We start from the raw sequence: 20,522 nt of genomic DNA on the forward strand, positions 1-20,522 counted from the left end.
GTCTCCGGGTGGTCCCGGTTATTCGTCTGTTGAAGCTGCTGAATATAGAGCCGGAAGCTTTCAGCAGCCTTACAGACCGGGGTGTGAATAGCGGACGCCGGGGGCGTGGCCCGGCGTCGGTTTTTATCGTGTTGCTTGTAGTCCTTAGTGCACCAGCATGCCGGTGAACCAGTAGGCCTGGGCCAGGGTGATCAAGCCGACAATCGTTGCAAAGAATAGGCTGTGCTTGAGGGTGAAGCGGAACAGATCCGATTCTTTACCCACCAGGCCGGTCGCGGCACAAGCCACGGCGATCGATTGTGGCGAGATCATCTTGCCGGTCACGCCGCCACTGGTGTTCGCCGCCACCAGCAAGGTGTCGTTGACACCGATCTGGTGCGCAGTGGTCGCTTGCAGCGAACTGAACAGGGCGTTGGACGAGGTATCGGAACCGGTGAGGAACACGCCCAGCCAGCCGAGGAACGGCGAGAAGAACGGGAAAGCTGCACCCGTCGCCGCCAGTACCAGGGCCATGGTCGAGGACATGCCCGAGTAGTTGGTCACGAAGGCAAACGCCAGCACCATGCCGATGGACAGGATTGGCCAACGCAGTTCGTAGAAGGTCTCCTTAAAAGTGGTCAGACCAATTTTGAGATTGACTTTCAAGACCAGCATCGAGATGAGCGCCGAGAAGAAAATCGCTGTGCCAGTGGCGGAAATCGGGTCCAGTTTGAACACTGCCGGAATGGCGGTTGGCGCGGCCACGATCGGTGCAACCTTGACTACCATCTGGTCCAGGTGCGGGATGGCGAAGTTGAACACGAAGCTGTACATCGAACCGCCGGCGGCGAACATCGCCTTGAACGGCTTCAGGGTCCAGATGGTGACCAGTACGGTCAGGATCAGGAACGGCGACCAGGCCTTGAAAATTTCCCCAAGGCTGTAAGGCGAAGCCACGGTGGTGCGCTTCTGGCCGAAACCACCGACGCTGGCGCTCACCACGGAGGCCGAGACAGCGCCGACGATGTGTTGGCCGGCGGCGCGTTTTGGTTGCCAGACTTTCAGGAACAGGGTCAAGGAAATCAGGCTGACCAGGGCCGAGGTGATATCCGGCAGTTCCGGGCCGATGAAGTTCGAGGTGAAGTACTGGGTGACGGCAAAGCTCAAGCCGGCCACCAGGGCTGCCGGCCAGGTTTCCCGCACGCCGCGCAGGCCGTCCATCATGAACACCAGCCAGAACGGCACGAACAGCGACAGCAGTGGCAGTTGGCGGCCGGTCATGGCGCCGATCTTGAACGCGTCGATGCCGGTGACTTGCCCGGCAACGATGATCGGAATGCCCAGGGCGCCGAAGGCCACCGGCGCGGTGTTGGCGATCAGGCACAGGCCGGCGGCGTACAGCGGGTTGAAGCCAAGACCTACCAGCAGCGCGGCGGTAATCGCCACGGGTGCACCAAAACCGGCTGCACCTTCGAGGAAGGCACCGAAGCAGAAACCGATCAGCAGGACCTGCAGGCGCTGGTCATCGGTGATCGACAGAACCGAACTTCGGATGACTTCAAACTGCCCGCTCTTGACCGTCAGTTTGTAGAGGAACACCGCTGCCACGATGATCCAGGCAATCGGCCACAGGCCATAAGCGAAACCATACCCGGCGGCGGCGAACGCCATATCGACCGGCATCTGGAAAGCGAAGATCGCCACCAGGATCGACAAAGCCAGGGTGATGCTGCCGGCCACATGCCCTTTGAGGCGGAACACGGCCAAAGCCAGGAAGAAAAATACGATGGGGATGACGGCGGCGAGTGCGGACAGGCCGAGGCTGCCGAGCGGGGTATAGAGCTGTTGCCAGGTTTGCATATGGGGTGGCCCCTAATTGTTGTTGGTCAGGCACTGATCAGCGTTCTTGGATAATTGGTAAGACCAATTTACAATCGCTGTTGGCTAGGGTAAAAGCCTTGTAGGCGGCGTGTCAATTTGCCGCCCTAAAACTTTTGTCGAATGCAAAGTGCGCAGGTCGTCTGTCTGGTATGACCAAATGCGCTGTGGCAGGTGCTGGCGCGGCGCCGATAGGCCAGAATAGAGCCCCGGCGAGCCGTCGGATCGTGGAGTAATCGAGTTATGGGGTTTGATCAGATTCGTCAGCGCCGTTTGTCTGACGATATTGTCGAGCAGCTTGAGGGCATGATCCTCGAGGGCACGCTGAAAGCGGGTGAGCGCTTGCCGGCCGAGCGCGCGTTGGCCGAACAATTTGGTGTCTCACGCCCTTCGTTGCGCGAAGCCATTCAGAAGCTGACCGCCAAGGGCCTGCTGGTCAGCCGCCAGGGCGGCGGCAACTATGTGGTGGAATCACTGGGTAGCACCTTCAGTGATCCCTTGTTGCATCTGCTGGAAAGCAATCCCGAGGCGCAACGCGATCTGCTGGAGTTTCGCCATACGCTGGAAGCGTCTTGCGCCTACTACGCGGCGTTGCGTGCCACGGAGGTGGATCGCGAGCGGCTGACCGCGGCATTCAACGAATTGCAGGACTGCTATTCGCGTCACGAAGAAGTGAGTCGTGCCGAAGAGGGGGCGGCGGACGCAAGCTTTCACCTGGCGATCGCCGAGGCCAGCCACAATGCCGTGTTGCTGCACACCATTCGCGGGCTGTTCGACCTGCTCAAGCGCAACGTGGTGACCAACATCGGTGGCATGTACAAGCAACGCACTGAAACCCGCGACATGCTGATCACGCAGCACCGGGAGTTGTATCAGGCGATTATCGAAGGGCGGGCGGAGCAGGCGCGAGAAGTTTCCAGTCGACACATTCTGTATGTGCAGGAGGTGCTGGAAGAAGTGCGTCAGGAAGTGCAGCGCATGGCCCGGGCGGAGCGGCGCAAGGGGATGTGAGGCGGTAGCTTGATTGTGGCGAGGGAGCTTGCTGTGGCGAGGGAGCTTGCTCCCGTTCGGCTGCGCAGCAGTCGTTAGCAGTTTTTGTGAGGGGGGCCGTCAAGCGAGGGGCGCTTCGCACCCCAGCGGGAGCAAGCTCCCTCGCCACAAAGTCGCATCAGGGCAGAAAAAATCAGTCTTCCTTGCCCTTGTTGCGCACCGCGCGCTGCAACTCGCGACCGGCGTCGCGTTCGCGCTCAGTGTCGCGCTTGTCGTATTCCTTCTTGCCCTTGCCCAGGGCGATCTCGCACTTGACCATGTGCTTGCTCCAGTACCAGGACAGGCACACGCAGGCGTAACCCTTTTGCTGCACGGCCGCGGCCAGCTTTTCCAGCTCGCGCCGGTTGAGCAGCAATTTACGGGTGCGCACCGGGTCCGCGATGACGTGGGTGCTGGCGGTCGTCAGGGGCGTAATGTGGCTGCCGAGCAGCCAGGCTTCGCCATCCTTGAGCAGTACGTAGCTGTCAACCAGCTGCAGCTTGCTTGCCCGCAGACTTTTTACTTCCCAGCCGGCCAGGACCAGACCAGCCTCGAAACGATGTTCGATGAAGTAATCGTGTCGCGCCTTTTTGTTTTGCGCGATGGTCCCTGTTGGGTGTTTCTTCTGTTTAGCCATAGGGGCGGCATTATAGGGAGTTGCACGCGAGTCGGCTACGGTGTTGCTACGTGCTTGAGCAGGTTGATTGAATCCCGGACAATGCGGCCTCTTTTTTGAACGCTTGGGCGTGATAACGATGTCGACAGACAAGGTTTCTGTCCACGGCAGTTGGGCTAGCCGCTGGGTCTTCATACTCGCCGCGACCGGTTCGGCCGTGGGGCTGGGTAGTATCTGGAAATTCCCGTACATGGTCGGCGTCTATGGCGGCGGCGCCTTCGTGTTGATGTTCCTGGCCTGCATCGCGCTGATCGGGGTGCCGGTCATGCTGGCGGAAACCCTGATCGGCCGGCGTGCCCGGCAGAGCCCGGCCAATGCATTGAAGAACCTGGCGGTGGAGGCGGGGCACTCGGCCAAATGGTCCTGGGGCGCGTTTGCCGGGATGATCACGGCGTTGCTGATCCTGTCTTTCTACAGTGTGGTCGGCGGCTGGTCGCTGGACTACATCATCGACATGGGGCGTGGCGATTTTCAGGGCGCGACGCCTGATCAGGTGGGGGCTTACTTCGGCAATGTGATCGCCGATCCCTGGCGCCTTACACTTTGGCACACGATTTTCATGCTGTTGTCAGCGGTGGTGATCGCCAGGGGCGTGGTTGCCGGGCTTGAGCGCAGTTTGCGCATCATGATGCCGTTGTTGTTCGTGATGATCCTGGTGCTGCTGGGCTACAGCATGACCACCGGGCATTTCATGGACGGCGTGCATTTCATGTTCGACTTCCACCCGGAAAAGGTCCTGGACGGCTTGTTGCCCGCGATGGGGCATGCGTTCTTTTCCCTGAGCGTGGGCGTCGGCTCGATCATGATCTACGGCGCCTACATGCCGAAGAACTCGTCGATCTCAGGGACGGTTGTTGGTGTGGCGCTGCTCGACACCTTCGTTTCCCTGGTGGCCGGCCTGGCATTGTTTCCGATTGTTTTCGCGGCGGGCCTGAATCCGAGCGAAGGGCCGGGGCTGATGTTCGTCAGCCTGCCGTTTGCCTTCGGTAACGTGGCGTTCGGGCAATTGATGGGGGTGGTGTTCTTCGTGCTGGTGGCGGTCGCTGCCTGGAGTTCGGCAATTTCCCTGCTGGAACCGATGGTGGCTTACCTGGTCGAGCGCACTAAAGTGAGTCGTACCTGGGTGACCTTCTGGCTGGCTTTCAGCTGCTGGTTTGTCGGCCTGGGTACGGTGTTCTCCTTCAATATCTGGAAAGAGGCCAAGTTCTTCGTGAACGAAGGCGGGATGTTCCACCTCTACCAATGGGGAGCCGCGGGTGGCCTCGACTTCTTCGGTGTGATCGATTTCTTCACCTCGCGACTCATGCTGCCGCTTGGCGGTTTGTGTTTCGTGGTGTTTGCGGGCTGGATCATGGGGCGTGAAGCGGTGCGCGACGAGCTGTCGATCCGTAACCCTGCGCTGTTTGGCCTGTCCTTGTTCTTGATGCGCTATGTGGCGCCCATCGGCATTCTCGTAGTGTTTGCCGCCCAGCTGTGGAAGTGACGCTGACATGACGACACACATTTCACGTTCGGCCTTGCTGCCGTACCCGGCGCAAGCGCTGTATGACCTGGTCAACGACGTGGCGCGCTATCCGGAATTTCTGCCGTGGTGCTCGTCGGCCGAAGTCCTGGAGAGCTCACCTGAGCATATGCGGGCGAGCGTCGGTGTGGCGAAGGGCGGCCTCAGCCAGCATTTCGTGACGCGCAACACGCTGGTTCCGGGGCAGTCGATCGAAATGAACCTCGAAGAGGGCCCTTTCACCCAATTGCATGGCATCTGGGTATTCAAGGCGCTGACCGACAAAGCCTGCAAGATCAGCCTCGATTTGTCGTTCGATTATGCCGGACCATTGGTTCGTGCCACCCTGGGGCCGCTGTTCAATCAGGCGGCCAACACTTTGGTGGATGCGTTCTGTCAGCGCGCCAAGCAGATACATGGTTGAGGTCATGATTGCAGTCGAGGTGGTCTACGCGGCCGTAGACCGTCAGGTGCTGCTGACAGTGGCCGTGCCTATCGGAACGACCGTGCGGGCGGCCTTACTCAGGTCGGCCGTGGCTGAAGTGTTTCCGGAGCTGGATCTGACCCATTGCCCTGTGGGGATCTTCGGCAAGGTGGTAGCTGACCCGGAGAGTCGGGCAGTCCAGGCCGGGGATCGCATCGAGATTTACCGCCCGTTGCTGGCCGATCCGAAAGAGGTGCGCCGACTGCGCGCGGCGAAAGCTGCCGAGGCCAAAGCGCGGAATCAGTGATTGGCTGGAACGCCAGACAATAAAAAGCCCGGGCATGCCGGGCTTTTTATTGCGTCGCAAATTACTGCGGCGAGGTGTCCAGCGGTTGCGGTGTCGGGACCGGAACGGTTTCTACACCGTCGACGTCCTTCTGGATCTGATCCAGCAACGAACCTGGCTTGACCGGCTTTTCCGGTTTTGGCTTCTCGACGTTCTCTGCCGGGGCAGGCACTGTCGTGCCGCTGTCCTTGCCGAGAATGGCTTCGTCACGGCTCACGCCTGGCATGAAATCACCGGAGAGGCTGACAAGCTGATCATTTGGGTTGAAGATAACGCTGATGCGTTCCTGTTGGCGTTCACCGCCACCCGGTTGCAGGCTGTACAGATAATCCCAGCGATCGGCATGGAACGTGTCGGTCAGCAGAGGGTTGCCCATGATAAACCGTACTTGCTTACGGGTCATTCCCGGGCGTAACTGGTCTATCATGTCCTGCGTGACGACATTGCCCTGCTGGATGTCGATTTTGTAAACCCCGGGGAATGAACAACCGGCGAGTGCGAGCAGTCCCACAAAGGTGAAACTGGTTAGCAAGAGCTTGGTGTTTTGCATCGGTGGGCGACTTCCACTATCTTGGCTGGGACAACGTAAACGCCGATCATACCCGCATTAAGAGAAGCTGCGAAGCAGCATCGCGAGAAAGCTGACCATGGTTGAAAATAGCGAACTACGCAAAGCCGGCCTCAAAGTGACCCTGCCACGGGTCAAAATTCTGCAAATGCTCGACTCCGCCGAGCAGCGCCACATGAGTGCCGAGGATGTCTACAAGGCCCTTATGGAGGCTGGTGAGGACGTCGGTCTGGCCACGGTTTACCGTGTTCTGACCCAGTTCGAGGCAGCTGGCCTTGTGGTGCGGCACAACTTCGACGGAGGCCATGCGGTCTTCGAGCTGGACGACGGAAAGCATCACGACCATATGGTCAACGTCGAAACCAGCGAAGTGATCGAATTCTTCGACGAAGAAATCGAGCGGCTTCAGAAAGCAATCGTCGACAAGTATGGCTTCGAGATGGTTGATCACAATCTGGTGCTGTACGTGCGCAAGAAAAAGTAAGCATGTCGCGCGAACTCAGGTTCGCGAAACGAACGAAGGCGACCCCAGGGTCGCCTTCGTGCTTTCTGCCTTTATTTATTCAATTCAAGCTTTTGCGGCCACCACCATTTTTTTGGCATGCGCCAGGGATTCCTTGGTGAGATCGATGCCGCCCAGCATTCGTGCGACTTCTTCGACGCGGTCGTTTTTGCTCAGTTTGGAAACGGCCGTGCGGGTGGCATCTTCGCCGCGCACTTTATGCACAAATAGATGTTGATGACCTTGCGCCGCCACCTGCGGCAAGTGGGTCACTGTCAGTACCTGTCCGCGCTCGCCGAGCCTGCGCAGCAACTGGCCGACGATTTCCGCGGTCGGGCCGCCAATGCCGACATCGACTTCGTCGAACACCAGGGTCGGGACACGGGAGGTCTGTGCGGTGATCACCTGGATCGCCAGGCTGATCCGTGACAGCTCGCCACCGGATGCGACTTTTGCCAAGGCTTTTAATGGTTGTCCCGGGTTGGCGCTGACCAGCAGTTCAACTTGTTCAAGTCCGTTAGGCAGCAGTTCGTCGCTGCTGTTTGGACGCAGTTCGATGGTGAAGCGCCCGCCAGGCATGCCCAGGCGCTGGATTTCCTGTTCCACTGCGCTGGCCAGGCTGCTCGAGGCTTGATGACGCAGGTCGCTCAGTTCCCGAGCCTTTTCCTGATAATGGCGAGCGTATGAAGACAGCTCATCACTCAGCCGCTCGATGGATTCGTCGTTGGCGTTGAGGGTTTCGATTTCATCCAGCAGTTTCTGCTGCATCTCGGCGACTTCGGTCGGCTGGATGCGGTGTTTGCGCGCCAGGGTGTAGATCGCGTCGAGGCGCTCTTCGAGGTATTGAAGGCGGGACGGATCGGCGTCGAAGTTGTCGAGGAAGCGATTCAGTTCGCCAACAGCCTCTTCAACCTGGATCTGTGCACTGGTCAACAAGCTGCTGGCTTCGCCCAGCGCACCGATCGAGCTGTTCACGCTCGACAGGCGATTGAGGCTGGCGGTGAGGGCGTTCAGTACATTTCCGGAATCACTTTCACTGCATTGCTCGACGACTTGCCGGCAGATGCCGAGCAAGGTCTCGGCGTTGGTCAGGTTCTTGTGTTCCTGCTCAAGCTGCTCCAGTTCGTTGTCGCCAAGGCCAAGGTTTTCCAGCTCCTCAAGTTGATAGCTGAGCAACTGATGGCGGGCGCGTTGCTCATCGCCGGAGTTGGAGAGTCGCTCCAGTTCCTGGCGGGTCTGGCGCCAGCGCTGGGCGGCGAGTTGAACCTGGCGGGCAAGATCGGTTGCGCCGGCATATTCATCGAGCAGGCGACGGTGGGTGTCGGTCTTGAGCAGGGATTGGTGCTCGTGCTGGCTGTGAATGTCGATCAGCAGCTCGCCCAGCGCCTTGAGATCGCCAAGCGGGCAGGGCGTGCCGTTGATGTAGCCGCGAGAACGTCCTTCGGATGTGATGACCCGGCGCAGGATGCACGGGCCGTCGTTTGCGAGGTCGCGCTCGGCCAGCCAGGCGCTGGCTTCCGGAATGTCGACCAGATCGAAGGTGGCCAGGATATCGGCCTTGTCGGCGCCGGGGCGGACCACGCCGCTGTCGGCGCGATCACCCAGGGTCAGGCCCAGCGCGTCGAGCATGATCGACTTGCCCGCGCCGGTTTCCCCGGTGATCACGCTCATCCCGCGATCGAGTTCGAGATCGAGATGTTCAACGATGGCGTAGTTGTGTACGGACAGGTGCACCAGCATATGGGCCGCTCCCAGGTGTTAGGTCTGGTTATTTATACAGTGTTTTGTTTCTGGCTGACAATGCCCCTCGTTAGCTCGATTCACTCGGTCCGACGAAAGCCTTATCGCGACCGGGAATGACAAAGCAGTTGTTTTTTGTAGGGTTAATCGTCGGACCCCCTTGAAGCCGGATTTTGCGGCCCCATATAGCTGGGCAGAAGCGCGAGTTGAGCTCGCGGACGAAATTGAAAGGAGAAATCTATGGCTGACGAACAGACAGTGGATACGCAAAACCCAGACGCCAACCAGGCGCCCGAGGCTTCGGGTGATGACCTGGCGGCTCGTGTACAAGTGCTCGAAGAGCAACTGGCAGGCGCTCAGGATCAGGCTTTGCGTGTAGCCGCCGATCTGCAGAACGTCCGCCGTCGCGCCGAGCAGGATGTGGAGAAGGCTCACAAGTTCGCGCTGGAAAAATTCGCCAGCGACCTGCTGCCGATCGTCGACAGCCTGGAGCGTGGCCTGGAATTGTCCAGCCCGGATGACGAAAGCATCCGTCCGATGCGCGAAGGCATCGAACTGACCCTGAAAATGTTCCAGGACACCCTCAAGCGTTATCAGCTTGAAGCGATCGATCCCCATGGCGAACCGTTCAACGCCGTTCACCATCAGGCAATGGCCATGCAGGAAAGCGCCGATGTCGAGCCGAACAGTGTTCTGAGGGTGTTCCAGAAGGGCTATCAGCTCAATGGTCGCCTGCTGCGCCCGGCGATGGTCGTGGTCAGCAAGGCGCCTGCGCCGGTTTCGCCTTCGATTGATGAGCAGGCTTGAAATCCGCCGCAAGGCCCCCATTTATAAGTCAAGCGTTTAAGTGCTACCGCAGTTAGCCACCACTGCTGCGGCAACCAAATCCAAAGTTTCGGGAGAGTGAACATGGGCAAAATTATCGGTATCGACCTGGGGACTACCAACTCCTGCGTCTCCGTGCTGGAAAACGGCAAGGCAAAAGTTATTGAAAACGCTGAAGGCGCGCGTACCACGCCGTCGATCATCGCTTACGCCAACGATGGCGAAATCCTGGTTGGCCAGTCGGCCAAGCGTCAGGCCGTGACCAATCCGCACAACACCCTGTATGCGGTGAAGCGTCTGATCGGTCGTCGTTTCGACGAAGAAGTCGTGCAGAAAGACATCCAGATGGTCCCTTACAAGATCGTCAAGGCTGACAACAGCGACGCCTGGGTTGAAGTGAACGGCCAGAAAATGGCGCCGCCACAAATCTCGGCTGAAATCCTGAAGAAAATGAAGAAGACCGCCGAAGACTACCTCGGCGAGACCGTGACTGAAGCGGTGATCACCGTTCCGGCCTACTTCAACGACAGTCAGCGTCAGGCGACCAAAGACGCCGGCCGCATCGCTGGCCTGGACGTAAAACGTATCATCAACGAACCAACCGCAGCCGCTCTGGCTTACGGCATGGACAAGGCCAAGGGCGATCACACCGTGATCGTTTACGACCTGGGTGGTGGTACTTTCGACGTTTCCGTGATCGAGATCGCTGAAGTCGATGGCGAGCACCAGTTCGAAGTACTGGCTACCAACGGTGACACGTTCCTGGGCGGTGAAGACTTTGACATTCGTCTGATCGACTACCTCGTCGACGAATTCAAGAAAGAAAGCGGCATGAACCTCAAGGGCGACCCGCTGGCCATGCAGCGCCTGAAAGAAGCCGCTGAAAAAGCCAAGATCGAACTGTCCTCGAGCCAGTCGACCGACGTGAACCTGCCGTACATCACTGCAGACGCCACCGGTCCTAAGCACCTGAACGTGAAGATCTCCCGCGCCAAGCTCGAAGCGCTGGTGGAAGACCTGGTTCAGCGCACCATCGAACCTTGCCGCATCGCAATGAAAGATGCCGGTATCGAAGTTGGCGCGATCAACGACGTGATCCTGGTGGGCGGTCAGACCCGTATGCCACTGGTTCAGAAGCTGGTAACCGAGTTCTTCGGTAAAGAAGCTCGTAAAGACGTCAACCCGGACGAAGCTGTTGCCATGGGTGCTGCCATCCAGGGCGCGGTACTGGCCGGTGACGTGAAAGACGTTCTGCTGCTCGACGTCAGCCCGCTGACCCTGGGTATCGAAACCATGGGTGGCGTGATGACCGCGCTGATCGAGAAAAACACCACGATTCCTACCAAGAAATCGCAAGTGTTCTCGACCGCCGACGACAACCAGGGCGCCGTGACCATTCACGTGCTGCAAGGCGAGCGTAAGCAAGCCGCACAGAACAAGTCCCTGGGCAAGTTCGACCTGGCCGACATTCCACCAGCTCCACGTGGTGTGCCGCAGATTGAAGTGACCTTCGACATCGATGCCAACGGCATCCTGCACGTAGGTGCGAAGGACAAGGCTACCGGCAAGACTCAGTCGATCGTGATCAAGGCCAACTCCGGTCTGTCCGACGAAGAAATCGAGCGCATGGTGCGTGATGCCGAGGCGAATGCCGAGGAAGACCGCAAGTTCGAAGAGCTGGCTGCTGCCCGTAACCAGGGCGATGCACTGGTTCACTCGACGCGCAAAATGGTTACCGATGCCGGCGATAAAGTGACCGCTGAAGAGAAAACTGCAATCGAAGCTGCCGTAGTTGCCCTGGAAGCCGCCGTTAAAGGCGACGACAAGGCTGCTATCGACGCCAAGGTTGAAGAGCTGTCGAAAGTCTCCGCTCCAGTGGCGCAGAAGATGTACGCCGAACAGGCTCAGCCTGCTGAAGGCGCTGCACCGCACGACGACAAGGCGGAAAAGGCTGACGACGTTGTCGACGCCGAGTTCGAAGAAGTCAAAGACCACAAGTAAGTTGTTGGTCGGCCGGTTGACTGCCTTAAGGCGGTGACTGGTAGGATGTCGCCGCGCGGGAGCTTGCTCCCGCGTTGGCGTATCTGGAATACGCGAATTTTTACAGCATGCGACAGCGTTCGCGTGCTGGTGGTATGGCCGGAAATGCTCCTGCTTTTCGCGCCGCAAGTACCGCAAGAATCAAAGACCAGGATCGTTGAATTGACGTGAGTTGGGTCCGGGCCTGTATTGGGGCTCAACGAGTTCGGCAAACTCAGGAGGGTTTTGTCGGACGTCCTCAAGAGTGCAAAGACTTATGGCAAAGCGTGACTATTACGAAGTATTGGGTGTTGAGCGTGGCTCAAGCGAAGCGGACCTGAAAAAGGCCTACCGTCGCCTGGCAATGAAGCATCACCCGGACCGTAATCCCGATGACAAAGCGTCGGAAGACATGTTCAAAGAGGCCAACGAGGCCTACGAAGTGCTGTCCGATTCCGGCAAACGCGCGGCATACGATCAGTACGGTCATGCCGGTGTTGACCCGAGCATGGGTGGCGGCGGTGCCGGTTTCGGTGGTCAGAACTTCTCCGACATCTTTGGCGATGTCTTCAGTGACTTCTTCGGTGGCGGTCGCGGCGGTTCCCGTGGCGGCGCTCAGCGCGGCAGTGACTTGCGTTACACCCTGGAGCTGGACCTCGAAGAGGCGGTGCGCGGTACGACCGTGAACATCCGCGTTCCGACGCTGGTCAACTGCAAGCCGTGTGATGGTTCCGGCGCCAAGAAAGGTTCGTCGCCGGTGACCTGCCCGACTTGCGGCGGTATCGGCCAGGTGCGCATGCAGCAAGGTTTCTTCTCGGTGCAGCAGACCTGCCCGCGCTGCCATGGCCAGGGCAAGATCATTTCCGATCCGTGCGATTCCTGCCACGGCGAAGGTCGTGTCGAAGAGTACAAGACCCTGTCGGTGAAAGTGCCGGCCGGTGTCGATACCGGTGACCGCATTCGTCTGTCCGGCGAGGGCGAGGCGGGCGCTCACGGTGGTCCGACGGGTGACCTGTACGTGGTGATCAATGTGCGCGAGCACTCGATTTTCCAGCGCGATGGCAAGCACCTGTTCTGCGAAGTGCCGATCAGCTTCGTCGATGCGGCGCTGGGTGGCGAGCTGGAGATTCCGACCCTTGATGGCCGGGTCAAGCTGAAGATCCCTGAGGGGACTCAGACCGGCAAGCAGTTCCGTGTTCGCGGCAAGGGCGTTGCGCCTGTGCGCGGCGGCGGAGCTGGTGACCTGATGTGCCGCGTAGCGGTCGAGACTCCGGTCAATCTGAGTCGTCGCCAGCGTGAAATGCTCGAGGAATTCCGTAGTTCGTTGGCGGACGACAACAGCCATTCACCGAAAACCACTGGTTGGTTCGAAGGCGTGAAGCGCTTCTTCGGCGATTTGTAAGGAGACAGGCATGCGACGTATTGCAGTGATGGGCGCCGCCGGGCGCATGGGCAAGACCCTGATTGAAGCGGTGCAGCAAACCCCGGGCGCCGGTCTGACGGCGGCGGTGGATCGTCCCGACAGCACGCTGGTCGGTGCGGATGCCGGCGAGCTGGCTGCGCTGGGTCGAATCGGCGTACCTCTGTCCGGTGATCTGGATCGGGTGGTCGACGAGTTCGACGTGCTGATCGACTTCACGCACCCGACGGTGACCCTGAAGAACCTGGCTTTCTGCCGTAAGCACGGCAAGGCCATGATCATCGGTACCACCGGTTTCAGCGTTGAAGAAAAGCAGTTGCTGGCGGAGGCGGGCAAGGACATTCCGATTGTCTTCGCGGCCAACTTCAGTGTCGGGGTCAACCTGTGCCTGAAGTTGCTCGACACAGCCGCTCGCGTATTGGGTGACGATGTCGATATCGAAATCACCGAAGCTCACCATCGGCATAAAGTCGATGCGCCGTCCGGCACTGCCGTGCGCATGGGTGAGGTGATTGCCGATGCGTTGGGTCGCGATCTGAAAAAGGTGGCGGTGTATGGTCGTGAGGGTCAGACCGGCGCTCGTGATCGCGAGACCATTGGTTTCGCCACTGTGCGTGCAGGCGACATCGTTGGTGATCACACTGTGCTGTTCGCCGCCGACGGCGAGCGTGTCGAGATCACTCACAAGGCGTCCAGTCGCATGACCTTCGCCAAGGGCGCGGTACGTGCTGCTTTGTGGCTGGACGGGCGCGAGCCTGGCCTTTACGACATGCAAGACGTGCTCGATCTGCGTTAAGATGCACCCGAAATCGGGCTCGCGCACAGCGTTTGAGCCCGGTTTTGTTCCGCCAAGCGACGTCCTGTCGCATTCTCCAGCCTTTAAGGCTCATTGGCGGTAGACCAAAAATGCCTTTTTCTGTAAGCTACAGCTTTAGTGTGTCCACTAAAAGCGCGCAGAATAATTCAGTGAAGAAGCGGGGTGACGTGTCCATACGTCACTCCGCTTTTTTACAACCTGCGATCGCCCTTTCAGGCTTTATTTACGGGAGGTCTTCTTGACTAAGCCAGCCATACTCGCCCTTGCTGATGGCAGCATTTTTCGCGGCGAAGCCATTGGAGCCGACGGTCAAACCGTTGGTGAGGTGGTGTTCAACACCGCAATGACCGGCTATCAGGAAATCCTTACCGATCCTTCCTACGCCCAACAGATCGTTACCCTGACTTACCCGCACATCGGCAACACCGGCACCACGCCGGAAGACGCCGAGTCCAACCGCGTCTGGTCTGCCGGCCTGGTCATCCGTGACCTGCCACTGGTGGCGAGCAACTGGCGCAACACGATGTCCCTGTCCGACTACCTGAAGGCCAACAATGTTGTGGCCATCGCCGGTATCGACACCCGCCGCCTGACGCGCATCCTGCGTGAAAAAGGCGCGCAGAACGGCTGCATCATGGCCGGTGACAACATTTCCGAGGCCGCCGCCATCGCCGCCGCCCAGGGTTTCCCTGGTCTCAAGGGCATGGACCTGGCGAAAGTCGTCAGCACCAAGGAAAGCTACGAGTGGCGCTCGACTGTCTGGGATCTGAAAACCGACAGCCATGCAACCATCGAAGCCTCCGAGCTGCCGTACCACGTGGTTGCCTACGACTACGGCGTCAAGGTGAACATCCTGCGCATGCTGGTCGAGCGCGGTTGCCGCGTGACCGTCGTGCCTGCGCAAACCCCTGCTGCCGATGTGCTGGCACTGAAGCCGGACGGCGTGTTCCTGTCCAACGGCCCTGGTGATCCGGAGCCTTGCGACTACGCGATCCAGGCGATCAAGGACGTGCTGGAAACCGAGATCCCGGTCTTCGGTATCTGCCTCGGTCACCAACTGCTGGCCCTGGCCTCCGGCGCCAAGACCCTGAAAATGGGTCACGGCCACCACGGTGCCAACCACCCCGTCCAGGACCTGGACAGCGGCGTGGTGATGATCACCAGCCAGAACCACGGTTTTGCCGTAGACGAAGCGACCCTGCCGGCCAACGTTCGCGCGATCCACAAATCGCTGTTCGATGGCACCCTGCAAGGTATCGAGCGTACCGACAAGAGCGCCTTCAGCTTCCAGGGTCACCCGGAAGCCAGCCCTGGCCCGAACGACGTAGCGCCATTGTTCGATCGCTTCATCACCGAGATGGCCAAGCGACGCTGATCGCTCGCCCTGATGTAGCAAAGCTTAAGGGTGGCCCCACACCGGTGGCCCCCTCAAGGCTTCAGAGATTGAACAAGACGGCTTGCCGACTGACCTGCGGATTTGAGTGACAAACCCATGCCAAAACGTACAGACATTAAAAGCATCCTGATTCTCGGTGCTGGCCCGATCGTGATCGGCCAGGCCTGCGAATTCGACTACTCCGGTGCCCAGGCCTGCAAAGCCCTGCGCGAAGAGGGTTACCGCGTCATCCTGGTGAACTCCAACCCGGCCACCATCATGACCGACCCGGCCATGGCCGACGCCACCTACATCGAGCCGATCAAGTGGCAGACCGTTGCCAAGATCATCGAGAAAGAGCGTCCGGACGCGCTGCTGCCGACCATGGGTGGCCAAACCGCTCTGAACTGCGCCCTGGACCTGGAGCGCGAAGGCGTTCTGGAGAAGTTCGGCGTAGAGATGATCGGTGCCAACGCCGACACCATCGACAAGGCTGAAGACCGTTCGCGTTTCGACAAGGCGATGAAGTCCATCGGCCTGGCGTGCCCGCGCTCCGGTATCGCCCATAGCATGGAAGAGGCCAATGCGGTCCTCGAGAAGCTCGGCTTCCCGTGCATCATCCGCCCGTCCTTCACCATGGGCGGCACCGGTGGCGGTATCGCTTACAACCGTGAAGAGTTCGAAGAAATCTGCGCCCGTGGTCTGGACCTGTCGCCGACCAAAGAGCTGCTGATCGACGAATCGCTGATCGGCTGGAAAGAATACGAAATGGAGGTTGTCCGCGATAAGAAGGACAACTGCATCATCGTCTGCTCCATCGAAAACTTCGACCCGATGGGCGTGCACACCGGTGACTCGATCACCGTGGCTCCTGCACAGACCCTGACCGACAAGGAATACCAGATCCTGCGTAACGCCTCCCTGGCGGTATTGCGTGAGATCGGCGTGGAAACCGGCGGTTCCAACGTTCAGTTCGGTATCTGCCCGAACACCGGCCGCATGGTCGTGATCGAGATGAACCCGCGAGTATCGCGTTCCTCGGCACTGGCTTCGAAAGCCACCGGTTTCCCGATCGCCAAGGTCGCGGCCAAGCTGGCTGTGGGTTACACCCTCGACGAACTGTCGAACGACATCACCGGCGGCAAGACCCCGGCGTCCTTCGAACCGTCCATCGACTACGTCGTCACCAAGCTGCCACGCTTCGCGTTCGAGAAGTTCCCCAAGGCTGACGCACGCCTGACCACTCAGATGAAGTCGGTGGGTGAAGTCATGGCCATCGGCCGTACCTTCCAGGAATCCCTGCAGAAAGCCCTGCGCGGTCTGGAAGTGGGCGTTTGCGGTCTGGACGAGAAGGTTGATCTGGCCAACCCGGAAAGCATGAGCGTTCTCAAGCGCGAGCTGACCGTGCCGGGCGCCGAGCGTATCTGGTACGTGGCGGACGCAATGCGCGCCGGCATGACCGTCGAAGACATCTTCGGCATGACCATGATCGACCCTTGGTTCCTGGTGCAGATGGAAGACCTGATCAAGGAAGAAGAGAAGGTCAAGACCCTGGGTCTGACCAGCATCGACCGCGATCTGATGTTCCGCCTCAAGCGCAAAGGCTTCTCCGATATGCGCCTGGCCAAATTGCTGGGTGTGACCGAGAAGAGCCTGCGTGCTCACCGCCACAAGCTGGAAATTTTCCCGGTCTACAAGCGCGTCGACACCTGCGCCGCCGAGTTCGCCACCGATACTGCCTACCTCTACTCGACGTACGAGGAAGAGTGCGAAGCGGCGCCATCGGGTCGCGACAAGATCATGATCCTGGGTGGCGGTCCTAACCGTATCGGCCAGGGCATCGAGTTCGACTACTGCTGCGTACACGCGGCACTGGCCCTGCGCGATGATGGCTACGAGACCATCATGGTCAACTGCAACCCGGAAACCGTTTCCACGGACTACGACACTTCCGATCGCCTGTACTTCGAACCAGTGACCCTGGAAGACGTGCTGGAAATCGTCCGCGTCGAGAAGCCAAAAGGCGTGATCGTCCAGTACGGCGGCCAGACCCCGCTGAAACTGGCTCGTGCCCTGGAAGCCGCCGGCGTGCCGATCATCGGCACCAGCCCTGACGCCATCGACCGTGCCGAAGACCGTGAGCGCTTCCAGCAGATGGTCCAGCGACTGAACCTGCGTCAGCCGCCAAACGCCACCGTGCGCAGCGAAGACGAAGCGATTCGTGCCGCCAGCAAGATCGGTTACCCGCTGGTGGTCCGTCCGTCCTACGTACTGGGCGGTCGTGCGATGGAAATCGTCTACGAAGAAGAAGAACTCAAGCGCTACCTGCGTGAAGCGGTTCAAGTGTCCAACGACAGCCCGGTGCTGCTGGACCACTTCCTCAACTGCGCCATCGAAATGGACGTGGATGCGGTCTGCGACGGCAAGGACGTGGTAATCGGCGCGATCATGCAGCACATCGAGCAGGCCGGTGTTCACTCCGGTGACTCCGCGTGCTCGCTGCCGCCGTACTCGCTGCCTGCGCACATCCAGGACGAGATGCGTGACCAGGTCAAGAAAATGGCCCTGGAGCTCGGCGTGGTCGGCCTGATGAACGTTCAGTTGGCGCTGCAAGGCGACGACATCTACGTTATCGAAGTCAACCCGCGCGCTTCCCGTACTGTGCCGTTCGTGTCCAAGTGCATCGGTGTTTCCCTGGCAATGATCGCTGCTCGCGTCATGGCCGGTAAGACCTTGAAGGAAATCGGCTTCACCAAGGAAATCATCCCGAACTTCTACAGCGTGAAAGAGGCGGTGTTCCCGTTCGCCAAATTCCCTGGCGTTGACCCGATCCTCGGCCCAGAGATGAAGTCCACCGGTGAAGTGATGGGCGTAGGCGACACCTTCGGTGAAGCGTTCGCCAAGGCCCAGATGGGTGCCAGCGAAGTATTGCCGACCGGTGGTACTGCGTTCATCAGCGTTCGTGACGACGACAAGCCACTGGTTGCGGGCGTGGCCCGTGATCTGATCAATTTGGGCTTCGAAGTGGTTGCCACTGCCGGTACTGCCAAGCTGATCGAGGCTGCAGGCCTGAAAGTGCGCCGTGTGAACAAGGTGACCGAGGGTCGTCCGCACGTGGTCGACATGATCAAGAATGACGAAGTCACGCTGATCATCAACACCACCGAAGGTCGTCAGTCGATCGCTGATTCGTACTCCATTCGTCGTAATGCCCTGCAGCACAAGATTTACTGCACCACCACCATTGCTGCTGGCGAAGCCATCTGTGAAGCGCTGAAGTTCGGTCCCGAGAAGACTGTGCGTCGCTTGCAGGATCTACACGCAGGATTAAAGGCATGAGCATAACGAAGTACCCAATGACCGTTCAGGGCGCTCGCGCCCTGGAAGAAGAGCACACTCACCTGACCAAGGTCGTTCGTCCGAAGCTCAGCCAGGACATCGGTACGGCCCGCGAGTTGGGTGACTTGAAGGAAAACGCCGAATACCACGCTGCCCGTGAGCAGCAGGGTATGGTCGAGGCGCGCATTCGTGACATCGAGGGCCGGATTCAGAATCAGGTCATCATTGATGTCACGACCATTCCTCATACTGGCAAAGTGATTTTCGGCACCACTGTTGAAATCGCCAACGTCGAAACTGACGAGCGCGTCACCTATCACATCGTGGGTGAGGATGAGGCTGACTTCAAACTGGGCAAAATCTCTGTCGGTTCGCCACTGGCCCGCGCCTTGATTGCCAAGGAAGAGGGTGATGTGGTCGCCGTGAAAACGCCTGGCGGCGTTATCGAGTACGAGATTGTCGAAGTTCGCCACGTCTGAAGGCTGGCGCCCGTTTCGTGCGGGCGCCATGCTTTGGCAGCTGACCCAGATGTTATGGGTCGGCGGCTTGTGGCTGTTGCAAATCGGTCTGTTGCCGGTGCTGGGACGAATTGGCCTGGCGCCGCTGCTGATCGATGAAATCGCAGGCATGCTCAATACGCTGGTAGTGGGATTCGCTACGGCGTGTGTGATATTTCAGGCTTTGGTGCTGGTTAAGGCCGATGGCCTTGCCAGTCTATGGCGAGATATTCGCGGGCAGCTGCTATTGATGGCGCTGTGTGCGTGCGCGATGTACTTCGCGGTGCGTTTCGGCTGGCCGAATGCCGATCGTTGGCAGGCGTTCAGCTATCTTGTTCTGGGCTTTTCCGGGCTGGTGCTGGTGTTGCAGCCGGTGCCGGGATGGAGTGGCAGGGTGCGCGAAGCACACCCTTGACCCTTGCCATCACTTGAAGCGATGGACGTTCGACAGCTGCTTGTTGACGCTGAAGTTCTTGCGGTAGATCAGTGCCATCTTGCCGATGACCTGGACCAGATCCGCTTTGCCGACCTTGCAGAGCTCTGCAATGGACGCCAGGCGCGATTCGCGATCGAGGATGTTGAGCTTGATTTTAATCAGCTCGTGATCCGCCAATGCGCGTTCGAGTTCGGCTAACACACCTTCAGTCAAACCGTTGTCAGCCACAATCAAAACTGGTTTCAGATGGTGGCCAATGGATTTGTACTGTTTCTTCTGCTCTTGAGTGAGCGGCATAATCTGACCCCTGCGTCTGATCTTGTAAAAAGCGGCGGCCAGTTTACCCGAGCGAGTCCGGGACCGCCCAGTTAATCACGACCCGTTTTATTTTCGAGGTGGCCCGTGGCCCGTTCCAAGACAAGCCTTAACTGGCTGAAAGAACATTTCAACGACCCATTCGTCAAAATGGCACAAAAAGACGGGTACCGTTCCCGCGCCAGCTACAAGCTGCTGGAGATCCAGGAAAAGGATCGTCTGATTCGTCCGGGCATGAGCGTAATCGACCTTGGTGCGGCCCCCGGTGGGTGGTCCCAGGTGACCAGTCGTCTGATTGGCGGGCAGGGAACACTGATCGCTTCTGACATTCTGGAAATGGACAGCATTCCGGACGTGACCTTCATTCAGGGGGACTTTACCGAGGATGCCGTGCTGGCCCAGATCCTCGAGGCCGTCGGAAAAAAGGAAGTAGACCTTGTGATTTCCGATATGGCCCCCAATATGAGTGGATTACCGGCCGTAGACATGCCGCGAGCGATGTTCCTGTGCGAATTGGCACTGGATCTTTCGACCCGGGTGCTCAAGCCCGGTGGTGATTTTTTGATCAAGATCTTCCAGGGCGAAGGCTTCGATGAGTTCCACAAGAGCGTTCGCCAGCAGTTCGAGAAGGTGCAGATGCGCAAGCCGACCTCGTCGCGCGACCGTTCTCGCGAGCAGTACCTGCTGGGTCGCGGTTTCCGCGGACGCAGTGAAGGTTGAGTGAATTTTCGATCAGGGTGATAGGTTTTTTGTATTACGCCTTGTCAGAATTAGCGAATATTGTGTAGGAAGTGTTTCACAAAGGGTTACAGACGGCGCCTGCCAAGTTGTAGGTA

19 protein-coding genes are annotated in these 20,522 nt (G+C 59.1%); 14 read left to right on the forward strand and 5 right to left on the reverse strand.

From position 1 onward, the window contains the following. Positions 1 to 144: 144 nt before the first annotated feature. Positions 145 to 1,839, reverse strand: a complete 1,695-nt coding sequence (locus KGA96_RS17115) for a lactate permease LctP family transporter (protein WP_223513826.1) — start codon at positions 1,837 to 1,839, stop codon at positions 145 to 147. A 261-nt stretch (positions 1,840 to 2,100) separates the two neighbouring features. On the opposite strand from KGA96_RS17115, the gene KGA96_RS17120 reads away from it, so the two are divergent. Beyond that, positions 2,101 to 2,868 carry a GntR family transcriptional regulator gene (locus KGA96_RS17120; protein ID WP_046038685.1) on the forward strand — a complete coding sequence of 256 codons (768 nt, stop codon included), beginning with the start codon at positions 2,101 to 2,103 and terminating at the stop codon, positions 2,866 to 2,868. Positions 2,869 to 3,040: 172 nt separating this feature from the next. Here the strand turns inward: KGA96_RS17120 and smpB are convergent, their stop codons facing one another. Then, positions 3,041 to 3,523 carry an SsrA-binding protein SmpB gene (gene smpB, locus KGA96_RS17125; protein ID WP_008057382.1) on the reverse strand — a complete coding sequence of 161 codons (483 nt, stop codon included), beginning with the start codon at positions 3,521 to 3,523 and terminating at the stop codon, positions 3,041 to 3,043. 118 nt (positions 3,524 to 3,641) lie between these two features. Between smpB and KGA96_RS17130 the strand changes: the two genes are divergently transcribed. From KGA96_RS17130 to KGA96_RS17140, 3 genes are read left to right on the forward strand one after another with little or no spacing between them, the layout of a single operon-like run. Beyond that, entirely contained in the window at positions 3,642 to 5,045 is a 1,404-nt protein-coding gene (locus KGA96_RS17130; RefSeq protein WP_046038688.1) for a sodium-dependent transporter, read from the forward strand. A 7-nt stretch (positions 5,046 to 5,052) separates the two neighbouring features. Beyond that, positions 5,053 to 5,487 carry a type II toxin-antitoxin system RatA family toxin gene (locus KGA96_RS17135; protein ID WP_046038689.1) on the forward strand — a complete coding sequence of 145 codons (435 nt, stop codon included), beginning with the start codon at positions 5,053 to 5,055 and terminating at the stop codon, positions 5,485 to 5,487. After that, positions 5,480 to 5,794 (forward strand): RnfH family protein, encoded by a 315-nt coding sequence (locus tag KGA96_RS17140; RefSeq protein ID WP_223513830.1) that lies wholly within the window; start codon positions 5,480 to 5,482, stop codon positions 5,792 to 5,794. Before KGA96_RS17135 ends, KGA96_RS17140 begins: the two co-directional genes overlap by 8 nt. Positions 5,795 to 5,855: 61 nt before the next feature. Here the strand turns inward: KGA96_RS17140 and KGA96_RS17145 are convergent, their stop codons facing one another. Continuing rightward, entirely contained in the window at positions 5,856 to 6,383 is a 528-nt protein-coding gene (locus KGA96_RS17145; protein ID WP_046038691.1) for an outer membrane protein assembly factor BamE, read from the reverse strand. Positions 6,384 to 6,480: 97 nt separating this feature from the next. Here KGA96_RS17145 and fur point away from each other — a divergent pair, with 97 nt between their 5' ends. Next, positions 6,481 to 6,885: a ferric iron uptake transcriptional regulator gene (gene fur / locus KGA96_RS17150; protein WP_003197684.1), complete on the forward strand. Its 405-nt coding sequence runs from the start codon at positions 6,481 to 6,483 to the stop codon at positions 6,883 to 6,885. Between the two features lie 84 nt (positions 6,886 to 6,969). Here fur and recN read toward each other — a convergent pair whose 3' ends face one another. Beyond that, positions 6,970 to 8,643: a DNA repair protein RecN gene (gene recN / locus KGA96_RS17155; protein ID WP_223513833.1), complete on the reverse strand. Its 1,674-nt coding sequence runs from the start codon at positions 8,641 to 8,643 to the stop codon at positions 6,970 to 6,972. A 240-nt stretch (positions 8,644 to 8,883) separates the two neighbouring features. On the opposite strand from recN, the gene grpE reads away from it, so the two are divergent. The 8 genes from grpE (at position 8,884) to KGA96_RS17195 (ending at position 19,350) form a co-directional block, all read left to right on the forward strand. Continuing rightward, on the forward strand, positions 8,884 to 9,450 hold the full coding sequence (gene grpE, locus KGA96_RS17160; protein WP_223513836.1) for a nucleotide exchange factor GrpE: 567 nt from the start codon (positions 8,884 to 8,886) through the stop codon (positions 9,448 to 9,450). 102 nt (positions 9,451 to 9,552) lie between these two features. Then, entirely contained in the window at positions 9,553 to 11,469 is a 1,917-nt protein-coding gene (gene dnaK / locus KGA96_RS17165; protein ID WP_046038693.1) for a molecular chaperone DnaK, read from the forward strand. Positions 11,470 to 11,764: 295 nt separating this feature from the next. Continuing rightward, a complete protein-coding gene (gene dnaJ, locus KGA96_RS17170) occupies positions 11,765 to 12,889 on the forward strand; it encodes a molecular chaperone DnaJ (protein WP_046038694.1) in 1,125 nt (374 codons plus the stop codon). A gap of 10 nt (positions 12,890 to 12,899) precedes the next feature. Further along, entirely contained in the window at positions 12,900 to 13,703 is an 804-nt protein-coding gene (gene dapB / locus KGA96_RS17175) for a 4-hydroxy-tetrahydrodipicolinate reductase (protein WP_057716481.1), read from the forward strand. A gap of 259 nt (positions 13,704 to 13,962) precedes the next feature. Further along, positions 13,963 to 15,099 (forward strand): glutamine-hydrolyzing carbamoyl-phosphate synthase small subunit, encoded by a 1,137-nt coding sequence (gene carA, locus KGA96_RS17180; protein WP_046038697.1) that lies wholly within the window; start codon positions 13,963 to 13,965, stop codon positions 15,097 to 15,099. A gap of 117 nt (positions 15,100 to 15,216) precedes the next feature. Beyond that, on the forward strand, positions 15,217 to 18,438 hold the full coding sequence (gene carB, locus KGA96_RS17185; RefSeq protein ID WP_046038699.1) for a carbamoyl-phosphate synthase large subunit: 3,222 nt from the start codon (positions 15,217 to 15,219) through the stop codon (positions 18,436 to 18,438). A gap of 2 nt (positions 18,439 to 18,440) precedes the next feature. After that, positions 18,441 to 18,917, forward strand: coding sequence for a transcription elongation factor GreA (gene greA, locus KGA96_RS17190; RefSeq protein ID WP_046038757.1), 477 nt, complete (start codon positions 18,441 to 18,443; stop codon positions 18,915 to 18,917). Positions 18,918 to 18,945: 28 nt separating this feature from the next. Further along, complete coding sequence (locus KGA96_RS17195; RefSeq protein ID WP_046038759.1) at positions 18,946 to 19,350, forward strand: hypothetical protein; 405 nt, start codon at positions 18,946 to 18,948, stop codon at positions 19,348 to 19,350. Positions 19,351 to 19,359: 9 nt separating this feature from the next. Here KGA96_RS17195 and KGA96_RS17200 read toward each other — a convergent pair whose 3' ends face one another. Beyond that, complete coding sequence (locus KGA96_RS17200) at positions 19,360 to 19,668, reverse strand: YhbY family RNA-binding protein (protein WP_007942889.1); 309 nt, start codon at positions 19,666 to 19,668, stop codon at positions 19,360 to 19,362. 105 nt (positions 19,669 to 19,773) lie between these two features. Here KGA96_RS17200 and rlmE point away from each other — a divergent pair, with 105 nt between their 5' ends. Next, complete coding sequence (gene rlmE / locus KGA96_RS17205) at positions 19,774 to 20,406, forward strand: 23S rRNA (uridine(2552)-2'-O)-methyltransferase RlmE (RefSeq protein ID WP_046038702.1); 633 nt, start codon at positions 19,774 to 19,776, stop codon at positions 20,404 to 20,406. Positions 20,407 to 20,522: the final 116 nt, after the last annotated feature.

The sequence above is a fragment of the Pseudomonas sp. GL-R-26 genome (genome assembly GCF_019947365.1).
Classification (GTDB): Bacteria; Pseudomonadota; Gammaproteobacteria; order Pseudomonadales; family Pseudomonadaceae; genus Aquipseudomonas.

What these genes read in the sequence shown, in the direction of transcription:
- KGA96_RS17115 (WP_223513826.1), bottom strand. Translation starts at nt 1,839, where the DNA reads ATGCAAACCTGGCAACAGCTCTATACCCCGCTCGGCAGCCTCGGCCTG.
- KGA96_RS17120 (WP_046038685.1), top strand. Translation starts at nt 2,101, where the DNA reads ATGGGGTTTGATCAGATTCGTCAGCGCCGTTTGTCTGACGATATTGTC.
- smpB (WP_008057382.1), bottom strand. Translation starts at nt 3,523, where the DNA reads ATGGCTAAACAGAAGAAACACCCAACAGGGACCATCGCGCAAAACAAA.
- KGA96_RS17130 (WP_046038688.1), top strand. Translation starts at nt 3,642, where the DNA reads ATGTCGACAGACAAGGTTTCTGTCCACGGCAGTTGGGCTAGCCGCTGG.
- KGA96_RS17135 (WP_046038689.1), top strand. Translation starts at nt 5,053, where the DNA reads ATGACGACACACATTTCACGTTCGGCCTTGCTGCCGTACCCGGCGCAA.
- KGA96_RS17140 (WP_223513830.1), top strand. Translation starts at nt 5,480, where the DNA reads ATGGTTGAGGTCATGATTGCAGTCGAGGTGGTCTACGCGGCCGTAGAC.
- KGA96_RS17145 (WP_046038691.1), bottom strand. Translation starts at nt 6,383, where the DNA reads ATGCAAAACACCAAGCTCTTGCTAACCAGTTTCACCTTTGTGGGACTG.
- fur (WP_003197684.1), top strand. Translation starts at nt 6,481, where the DNA reads ATGGTTGAAAATAGCGAACTACGCAAAGCCGGCCTCAAAGTGACCCTG.
- recN (WP_223513833.1), bottom strand. Translation starts at nt 8,643, where the DNA reads ATGCTGGTGCACCTGTCCGTACACAACTACGCCATCGTTGAACATCTC.
- grpE (WP_223513836.1), top strand. Translation starts at nt 8,884, where the DNA reads ATGGCTGACGAACAGACAGTGGATACGCAAAACCCAGACGCCAACCAG.
- dnaK (WP_046038693.1), top strand. Translation starts at nt 9,553, where the DNA reads ATGGGCAAAATTATCGGTATCGACCTGGGGACTACCAACTCCTGCGTC.
- dnaJ (WP_046038694.1), top strand. Translation starts at nt 11,765, where the DNA reads ATGGCAAAGCGTGACTATTACGAAGTATTGGGTGTTGAGCGTGGCTCA.
- dapB (WP_057716481.1), top strand. Translation starts at nt 12,900, where the DNA reads ATGCGACGTATTGCAGTGATGGGCGCCGCCGGGCGCATGGGCAAGACC.
- carB (WP_046038699.1), top strand. Translation starts at nt 15,217, where the DNA reads ATGCCAAAACGTACAGACATTAAAAGCATCCTGATTCTCGGTGCTGGC.
- KGA96_RS17195 (WP_046038759.1), top strand. Translation starts at nt 18,946, where the DNA reads ATGCTTTGGCAGCTGACCCAGATGTTATGGGTCGGCGGCTTGTGGCTG.
- KGA96_RS17200 (WP_007942889.1), bottom strand. Translation starts at nt 19,668, where the DNA reads ATGCCGCTCACTCAAGAGCAGAAGAAACAGTACAAATCCATTGGCCAC.